Origin of the sequence: Synechococcus sp. R6-7 (genome assembly GCF_047461695.1) — a bacterium.
Taxonomy (GTDB): domain Bacteria; phylum Cyanobacteriota; class Cyanobacteriia; order Thermostichales; family Thermostichaceae; genus Thermostichus.
In genome coordinates, this window is the sequence record NZ_JANSHS010000180.1 from 1 (window position 1) to 7891 (window position 7891).

Below are 7891 nucleotides of genomic sequence, written 5' to 3' on the forward strand. Positions count from 1 at the left end.
CATAGTTGAACAGTGATGTTCAGCAGTGTTTAGCGTAAATGTATCAGCAACATGGTTTACACCTTCGAGATCATCGGCATCGCCCCTGCTCTGCAGTTCTTTCATCAGCAACAGAAGCTGGCCCAGCGGCCCTGTGGGGTGGAATACCTGGGTACCAGCTCCTGCACCCTCGATGCGTTGCTGGGATCCCTGGAGGAAGTGCCGGCCCGGCGCGGCTGGGACTTGGATCAGTTGGTCGACGCTGTTATCCGCTTTTGGTGCAGCAACCCCGATTTGGTGAGTTTGTGGCGCTCTCGTTTTCGCGATGCCGGGCGAGATGCGCTGTTGGTCTCGCGAGTGGGGCATATTCAATCACTGCGGCAGGAATTTGAATGGCTGCTGAAGCAGTAGGTGCCGAGCGCCACTCTCGCCACCTGGGTGGGAGAATGTGCGGTTAGCAGGTAGGCTAAGGGCAGAACTAATTTGTGAGCACCCATGAGCGACACAGTTTTCGGCAAGATTATTCGCAGGGAGATCCCTGCACAAATCGTTTACGAAGACGATAGAGCCCTGGCCTTCAAAGATATTGCCCCCCAAGCCCCTGTCCACATTTTGGTGGTGCCCAAAGAGCCCATCCCCGGCATTTCCCAGGCCAAGCCCGAACATGAGGCATTGCTGGGACATCTCCTGCTGACCGCTCAGCGGGTGGCTGCCGAGGCAGGTTTAAATAAAGGCTACCGATTGGTGATCAACGAAGGAGAAGACGGCGGGCAAACCGTCTTTCATCTCCACATTCACGTTCTGGGCGGTCGGGGGATGGGCTGGCCCCCAGGTTGAGCGATGGTTTTTCCCACCCATTGGAGCCTCTGCAGGTACAATCCTGTCATTACTGAGGATAAACGGCGGGCGGGGTCTGGGATCGATGGAGTGGCACGTAACCGATGCAGAGAGTTTGATGATCATCGACCAGGAGGTGGGCAAGCACGAGCTTTCTCCTGCTGAGTATGAGGTGGTTCGTCGGGTTATTTATGCTACTGCCGACTTTGAGTACTTGAACCTCATCCGTTTTGGTAACGAAGCCTTACAGGCTGGGGCGGCGGCCTTGGCAGCGCGTACCACCATTGTGGTCGATGAGCCGATGGTACAGGTGGGCATTGCCTGGGCTGTTCAGAACACCTTTTCCAACCCCATCTACTGCGGCAGCGAAGCGATTACCCGCCCCCAAAGGGACAAGACCCGCTCCGCTTGGGGCTTGGAAACCCTGGCCCAACGCTACCCTGAGGCGATCTTTGTGATTGGCCAATCCCAGACTGCCCTCTCCACCTTGGTGCAGCTGATTAGAAAGAAGGAGGTGGCCCCTGCTCTGGTCATCGCCACGCCGGCTGGGTTTGTGAACGTGGTGCAAGCCAAGCAGGAGCTAGCCGATTCCATGGTGCCCCACATCCGCACTGAGGGACGCAAAGGAGGCCCGGCAGTGGCTGCAGCGGTGTTGGATGGCCTGCTGGACTTGGCTTGGCACGCCTATATACGGGTCAGCAGCGCAGACTATCCTGGCAAATCCGCCGTTTCTTGACATGCTCCTTGCTCTACTGGCTGGCTAAGCCAAGGCAAACTGCGCAGCGGTAGAGCAGGGCTTTAGACCCCATTTCTAGAGTAGGTCTGCTGATCTGATCGAGATCACTCAACTGGGGGGATCCCGAGCACCCGGCCTTCAAGTCGGCATCGGCAAGATGGGAGCTGTGCTCTCAGTCCTGCCCTTGAAAAATGGCCTGAGAGACGACTGGTTGGGCCTATGGAGGGATCTTCCCATGCGGTGTGCCATCTTCTTTTGCTGGCTTGCCTGGGTTTTTGCGCCGGGGGCTTGGGCACAAGCTGAGCCATGCCCGGTGGTCGTCCTTTCGCCCTCTTCACAGTTGCAGTTGTCAGAATCGTCAACACTTGCCTCTACTCTCTCGACAGCCCAGAAAGTGCTCCACACTGCTACTGCACTCGACAAGGCAGAGGTTATCGCTACGCAACATTTTCCCGAACCGGTCAGCCCCTACCAGCGCTGGCGACAGAGGTATGCCCCCTCGGATCCCTTTTCCTCAGGTTTGAACAACGTCCCTTATCAGCCAGCCCAGCAGGGATCCCAAAGGATTCAACAGGGAACAGAGGGGCTCCCCGCGAGGCCTGCGACCCGCCAAGGGGAACAGCTGGAGCAGATCGGGATCCGCCTGGGAGAAGACAGCCCCTTCTTCCTACATCCCAGTGGGTTGGTCTATCGGCAGTCCTATTGAAGTTTTTGTGAGTCTGTTCGCTACAGGGATCCCAGCTTCCCCAGGGAGAAGGGCTGGGAGTGAGAAATTATCTCTCACTTCTCTCTTCTCACTGCTCACTATCAGTATTAGTAATGATTCCCTACCTTGCGGTGGTGGATGGCGGTGAGGCCCTCTGGGCTGGAGACCCGACCAGCTTCTAGGGTGCTGTACACCACCCAGTGATCGCTGGTTTCCAGGCGGCTCACCACGCGGCACTCCAGGTAGGCCAAAGCATCGGCCAAGATGGGGGATCCGTTGGCAGCAGGGTAGGTCTTGATCCCGGCAAAGCGGTCGGCTCCCGGTGGAAATCGCTTCAGGAAGTGGCGCATCAAGGGTTGGTAATGGCCTTCTTGCAGCACATTTAACACGAAGGTATCTCCCACCTGCAGGAAGGATTCGATGGCCCGATCCTTGGCCACCGCAATGCTGATCCCTGGCGGATCGGTGCTGGCTTGGGCTACCCAGGAGGCGAGCATAGCGCTGGTGGCTTGCCCTTTGCGGGCAGTGATGATGTAGAGGCCATTGCTAATGCGGCCCAGGGCGCGATCCAGGTCGGCATCCAAGGCTTTCATCTGCTGAATGCTGCGATCCCGGGTCAGCCACTGCCCCAGGTCGGTACCTGCTTCTTCGGCCAGTTGCAGCAGGGCCTCGCCAGCAGGCTGCTTAAGCAGAATGGGGGCAAACACCTCTTTGGCGCCGATCTCCTGCAGGGTGTTGCGGCAGAGGTACACCGACTCATCATCTTCGCCGCCCGACTCAAACAGACCAAAGCCTTGCTTGCTGTGGGCAGAGGCCAAAAGGGTTTTCAGCAGCACTTGAGTGGTGGCGGCCTCAGGCCCTGATTGGGGCGGCATGCCTATCACCACACCGGCGGCCAAGCTCATCAGCTCCCGCACCTCGTGGGCATCCACCAGCCGCAAATCTGCCAGCTCCACCTGGATGCCGGTTTTTTGGATCCCGCGGGCAATGGCTTGAGCCAAGGTTTCCGCCTGGCCATAGCCGGACAGGTAGAACACTGCCACCAGGCGCTCGGCTTTGGCCTGCTCCAGGCTCCAGGTGCGGTAGTGCTCCACCCAGTCGGACAGGTGATGGCGCAGTAGGGGGCCGTGGCCGGTAGCAATGGCAGCGATGGGAGGCAAGGCTTCCATGCGCTTCAGGGCGGACAACACCGAGCGGGCGTTGGGCCCCATGAGGCAGTCGTAGTAGAGCTTGAAGTCGGCCTGCAACAGGTGGGGATGTTCGTCCCAGGCGAAATCGTCGCAGTAGTGCATCCCAAACACGTCGCAGGTGTAAAGGATCTGGGTGCCGTGGTCGTAGGTGAGGATGGTGTCGGGCCAGTGCAAGTTGGGGGCAGAGATAAATTCCAGGACATGCCCCTTGCCCAGATCCAAGCGATCTCCCTGTTTCACCACCAGCCGCCGGAAGGGCCGATGCACCAGATCTTCCAGAAATTGCATGGCCACCTTGGAGGCCACCACCGTCATCTGGGGCGCCAGCTCCAGCAGATCCCCAACCAGGCCGCTGTGATCTGGCTCGGTGTGGCTGACCACCAGGTAGTCGATCTGGGCAGGATCTAGGATCCCTTGCAGGCAATCCAGGTACAACTGGCGAAACTTCTCGTGGGAGGTGTCGATGAGGGCCACCTTCTCGCCGCGAATCAAGAAGGAGTTGTAGGTGGTGCCATTTTCCAGAGCAAATTCGATGTCAAATCGATCCCTATCCCAGTCTTGGGAGCGAATGGCAAGGGTGTCGGCCCCGATGGGCAGAGTTTGCAGCGTCAGATGGGGCTGGGCCAGGCGAGGTGCGACTTGAGGTGCAACTGCAGTGGTGGCCATGTTCTCTCCCTAACTTTAAGTCGGGTCACAATCCTGATCTCAATGTAACTGAATGTTTATGTTGACGGCGGATGAAGATGAGCTATGCAGGTTTGGAAATCCTTATGGAATGCTTTTAGGGATCCTTGGGTTCCTGCCAATCGAAGGGGTTAGGACTTAGGGCTGTAGCAAACTGGGCCAGGGTGTGGCGCAACTGATCCAGGTTTTGGCCGGTGGCGGCGGAAACAAACAGGGCTTTGGGGTAGAGCAGGCGGACGTCTTCCACCCATTCGGGGTCGAGGCGGTCGATTTTGTTGAACACCAGCTGGCGGGGACCAGTGGCCAAGGGCAGCTTGTCCAGCAAGGTTTCCACCGCCTCGATCTGTCCTTCCCAGTTGGGGTGAGACAGATCCACCACATGTAGTAGGGCATCGGCTTCCGTCACCTCTTCCAGGGTGGCTTGAAAGGCATCCACCAGTTGGTCTGGCAATTCGGTTAGAAATCCCACCGTGTCGGTCAGCAGGACCGCCTGCCGGTTGGGCAGATCCAGCCGCCGCGTGGTGGGATCCAAGGTGGCAAAGAGTTGGTCGGCCACGTAGACCTGGGCATGGGTGAGGGCATTGAGGAGGGTGGATTTGCCGGCGTTGGTGTAGCCCACCAGGGCCACCACGGGAATTTGGGATGCCTCGCGCCGTTGGCGCAGCCGCTGGCGGTGGCGGCGCAGCTCTTCCACCTCTTGCCGCAGCTTGCTGATGCGCCGCTGGATGGCCCGCCGCTCCATTTCCAGTTGGGTTTCCCCCGGGCCCCGAGTACCGATCCCACCCCCCAGCCGCGACATGGTGCGACCGCGACCGGCCAGGCGAGGCAGCAAATACTGCAGTTGCGCCAGCTCCACCTGCAGCTTCCCGGCTCGGGTTCTGGCCCGCTGGGCAAAAATATCCAGGATCACCTCGCTGCGATCCACCACCCGCACCCCCACCGCCTCTTCCAAGGTGCGCACCTGGCTGGGGGTGAGTTCCCGGTCGAACACCACCAAGTTAGCGCCCAGATCCTGGACCAGCAGCGCCAGCTCTTGCACCTTACCGGATCCGATTACCGTGGCCGAATTGGGGCCTTCCCGCCTCTGCCAGAGGGCCTGCAGCACCTGTCCGCCGGCGCTTTCCACCAGGCGGCCCAGCTCCGCCAACCCATCCATGAGATCCTCGTAGCTCTGCCCGGACTCCTGCAGCCCCACCAGGATGGCCCGATCCTGATCCAGATCCACCTGGCGGGCGGTCAACTGGCGCCGAAAGCCATCTTCTAGCTCCGCCACCAGCTCCTGCAGATCCTGTTCTGCCAGGATCCCCAAAGGCAAAGGCTCAGAAACCTGCCAACGGCGCTCTCCCTCCGGCAGCAGATGGGCCAGATAGGCCCGGTGAACAAAGCCCGTAGCCGCTCCTCCCCGGCGTCGGTGCCCTCCTGACTTGGACACGGAAAGGGTGATGAGGGCATCCAAACGCTGCAAAGCCATGGCCGTCAGCGCTTTTTGACCGGGGCCCCCCTCCCCCATTTGGGTGGTGATGCAGCGGATCCCGGATAGGCGCTCGGCCCCCTGGCGGGGCAATTCCCAAGCGGGAATCTGGGTTTCAAAAGGGGATCCCACCCCTACGCGGATTACCTGGCCGCGCCGGTTGAGGTAAACGCTGATGGGCCGGCCTTCCAACTCTTGGGTCAGGGATCCCAGCCGTTGGGCAAACTCCACCGTCACCAGGCGGTTGGGGGGTAGGCGCAGTTGGTAAAGCCGTTGCAGTTGCTTTTGTTGGTGGGGCTTTAACCCTTTGGCCTGTTCGGGAAAGCGTCGTGGAGCGATAGCAGAGCTGAAGCGGGGGTCGGTCTGATGGCGAGAGGTGCTAGCCCTGGGCATGGGGACGGGGAAAGACCCAAAAACAAGCTTTCATCTACCATACACGCTAGCTGCCCGCAGGAACTTGGGATCCAAAAGCAACGGCGGCAAACACTGGCCCAGTGTTGCGGGGGCAACAGTACGGCGATGTCATCAGCAACGGGTGCAACATTCAAACCAAGGTCATTCCCGAACAAAAGTAGGCGGAATACTTCCATGACCCAACCGAGGTACGCATGGGGCAGCCAAACCCAGACGATCACAGGCTTCCTGCTCGCCCATCATCTGCTCAAGGTCAACCCCAAAGATGTCAATGTGTTGGATCTGCCCAAGCGGGGATCCCTGTATTGAGCTTGCTGTCGGTGAGAGAGTTTCCAAATCAGTTGGGCATCCCTTTCGCTCCGTGTTGCCAGAACCCTGCTGCAACTTGGAATAGCTGCATAAATCGGAAAAAGCCGTAGTGCCAGCTCTTGGTTTTTATAGATGCACGATTTCAACATCACCCCATTTTCTGCGCAAATATTCAGCAACCAGCCTACGATGACAGTGCTCAGGTGTAGCTTCACTACAAAGCAGACATCCTCCATCGAGAATACTTTTATCCACTTGATCTTCAATGCGACGCTCGGCCATCAGCGACAAAAACTGTCTCTCGTAGTTAGACCATTCACCACTGGCTTTGTAAGCATCGAGAATCTCTTGAGTTGGTGCAAGTTCCGGCAAATGAACATATCCAAGCTTGCAGATCTCGTGAAGAAAAAACTCTAGATCCCTCTTTTTCGTGAATCCCGCCAGTTGCGAGGTGTTATTAAGTCGAGTATCAACAACTCGAACCGGACCAGGCTGTTTTAAGCGATTAAAAAATTGCTCTGCACTTTTCTTCGTAAACCCTATCGTAAATATCTTCATGGCCTCGCGCTCCGCTCATCATTTTTTGACATTTTCTCATCTCGATAGGCGACACGCCTGCCTTGAATGAGATAGGCTTCGGCTATAAACTCTTCCCGACTTCTAAACAAGTCCCCCTCTGGAAGTTTGCAAAGGGCAAGAAGACGAGATTCTAGAGCCTCATGAGTCTCCAAAGAGCCATTGGCCAAGATGTGGTTGACCGGAATCCCACTTTGAAAAAGTTTACGCGCCACCAGCAACGATCTATGACATTCAATAGGATCTTTCTCAGCACACATCAGTGCGATCCGATACCGACTAGAACCTTGGATCAGACGGTCGATCCCTTCGAGGAAGGCTGGCTCATTTGCCAGTCGTTCATACTGAATCCTACCCTGATCATAGCAGCTCGGATTTTCGCTACGTCCTCCCAATTCTTTGCCCAGAAAGACGTAAGCAATACCTGCTGCCGCTAAAGCACTTTTCAACTTTTCTTGTGAATATTGAGGGACGTAACAGCTATATGGACGTGAGCGAACGTCGCCAATACCGGTGATGTTGTACTGGCGCAGTAAGTCTATGAAAAAATCAATCTCGTGGTTTGAGTGACCAATCGTGTAGATCTCTGATTTCATATGAGTCGACCTGAGTAGAGAATAGCCACTATCAGCTTGTAGTAATAGCCCAAGTAGGGATCGCTAAGGCTAAAACACAGCACCGGATCGGGGATGTCATATTGACCGTCTTCGCCCATTAGGAAATCCCGTTCAATCACAGGATCGGTAACATCCATGCAGTATTTTACTCCCTTGTATACAAACTCGCCGCGTACTCTACGCTTAGAATTCGGGTATCCTGGTGCCTTGTAACCAACCAACAGACGCAAATGCTCGACCGGTACAAGGTAAAGAGAAACTCCGCTTTCTCGCCCGACACTTAACCGGTTGTTCCACCCAGCATAGCTGCTCTCGCCAGTGCCCCAGAGATTCTCAGGGTTGTCTAGGTTGTGTTGATCTTTCATTTGAGCC

10 protein-coding genes are annotated in these 7891 nt (G+C 57.0%); 5 read left to right on the forward strand and 5 right to left on the reverse strand.

From position 1 onward, the window contains the following. Window positions 1-51 precede the first annotated feature (51 nt). The 4 genes from NW815_RS06155 (at window position 52) to NW815_RS06170 (ending at window position 2258) form a co-directional block, all read left to right on the forward strand. Window positions 52-390 (forward strand): hypothetical protein, encoded by a 339-nt coding sequence (locus NW815_RS06155; RefSeq protein ID WP_414390140.1) that lies wholly within the window; start codon window positions 52-54, stop codon window positions 388-390. 84 nt (window positions 391-474) lie between these two features. Further along, the gene (locus NW815_RS06160; RefSeq protein WP_011432043.1) at window positions 475-816 is read left to right on the forward strand and encodes a histidine triad nucleotide-binding protein; all 342 of its coding nucleotides are present in this window, start codon (window positions 475-477) and stop codon (window positions 814-816) included. 85 nt (window positions 817-901) lie between these two features. Then, window positions 902-1552, forward strand: a complete 651-nt coding sequence (locus tag NW815_RS06165; protein ID WP_414390142.1) for a precorrin-8X methylmutase — start codon at window positions 902-904, stop codon at window positions 1550-1552. A 235-nt stretch (window positions 1553-1787) separates the two neighbouring features. Then, complete coding sequence (locus NW815_RS06170; protein ID WP_414390145.1) at window positions 1788-2258, forward strand: hypothetical protein; 471 nt, start codon at window positions 1788-1790, stop codon at window positions 2256-2258. Between the two features lie 107 nt (window positions 2259-2365). On the opposite strand, the gene NW815_RS06175 is transcribed toward NW815_RS06170, so the two are convergent. Together NW815_RS06175 and hflX are read right to left on the reverse strand one after the other, a co-directional pair. Then, a complete protein-coding gene (locus tag NW815_RS06175) occupies window positions 2366-4114 on the reverse strand; it encodes a diflavin flavoprotein (RefSeq protein WP_414390146.1) in 1749 nt (582 codons plus the stop codon). 115 nt (window positions 4115-4229) lie between these two features. Beyond that, on the reverse strand, window positions 4230-5996 hold the full coding sequence (gene hflX / locus NW815_RS06180) for a GTPase HflX (protein WP_414329429.1): 1767 nt from the start codon (window positions 5994-5996) through the stop codon (window positions 4230-4232). Between the two features lie 195 nt (window positions 5997-6191). On the opposite strand from hflX, the gene NW815_RS06185 reads away from it, so the two are divergent. Continuing rightward, the gene (locus NW815_RS06185; protein WP_414342083.1) at window positions 6192-6326 is read left to right on the forward strand and encodes a hypothetical protein; all 135 of its coding nucleotides are present in this window, start codon (window positions 6192-6194) and stop codon (window positions 6324-6326) included. Window positions 6327-6452: 126 nt separating this feature from the next. Here NW815_RS06185 and NW815_RS06190 read toward each other — a convergent pair whose 3' ends face one another. The 3 genes from NW815_RS06190 to NW815_RS06200 form a co-directional block, all read right to left on the reverse strand. Further along, window positions 6453-6884, reverse strand: a complete 432-nt coding sequence (locus NW815_RS06190; RefSeq protein ID WP_414390148.1) for a DUF488 family protein — start codon at window positions 6882-6884, stop codon at window positions 6453-6455. Beyond that, window positions 6881-7498 (reverse strand): DUF488 family protein, encoded by a 618-nt coding sequence (locus NW815_RS06195; RefSeq protein WP_414390150.1) that lies wholly within the window; start codon window positions 7496-7498, stop codon window positions 6881-6883. The genes NW815_RS06190 and NW815_RS06195 overlap by 4 nt, the downstream gene beginning before the upstream one ends. Continuing rightward, on the reverse strand, window positions 7495-7891 hold a 397-nt coding region (locus tag NW815_RS06200), incomplete at its 5' end, for a dual OB domain-containing protein (protein WP_414415811.1). The genes NW815_RS06195 and NW815_RS06200, both read right to left, overlap by 4 nt.

What these genes read in the sequence shown, in the direction of transcription:
- NW815_RS06155 (WP_414390140.1), top strand. Translation starts at nt 52, where the DNA reads ATGGTTTACACCTTCGAGATCATCGGCATCGCCCCTGCTCTGCAGTTC.
- NW815_RS06160 (WP_011432043.1), top strand. Translation starts at nt 475, where the DNA reads ATGAGCGACACAGTTTTCGGCAAGATTATTCGCAGGGAGATCCCTGCA.
- NW815_RS06165 (WP_414390142.1), top strand. Translation starts at nt 902, where the DNA reads ATGGAGTGGCACGTAACCGATGCAGAGAGTTTGATGATCATCGACCAG.
- NW815_RS06170 (WP_414390145.1), top strand. Translation starts at nt 1,788, where the DNA reads ATGCGGTGTGCCATCTTCTTTTGCTGGCTTGCCTGGGTTTTTGCGCCG.
- NW815_RS06175 (WP_414390146.1), bottom strand. Translation starts at nt 4,114, where the DNA reads ATGGCCACCACTGCAGTTGCACCTCAAGTCGCACCTCGCCTGGCCCAG.
- hflX (WP_414329429.1), bottom strand. Translation starts at nt 5,996, where the DNA reads ATGCCCAGGGCTAGCACCTCTCGCCATCAGACCGACCCCCGCTTCAGC.
- NW815_RS06185 (WP_414342083.1), top strand. Translation starts at nt 6,192, where the DNA reads ATGACCCAACCGAGGTACGCATGGGGCAGCCAAACCCAGACGATCACA.
- NW815_RS06190 (WP_414390148.1), bottom strand. Translation starts at nt 6,884, where the DNA reads ATGAAGATATTTACGATAGGGTTTACGAAGAAAAGTGCAGAGCAATTT.
- NW815_RS06195 (WP_414390150.1), bottom strand. Translation starts at nt 7,498, where the DNA reads ATGAAATCAGAGATCTACACGATTGGTCACTCAAACCACGAGATTGAT.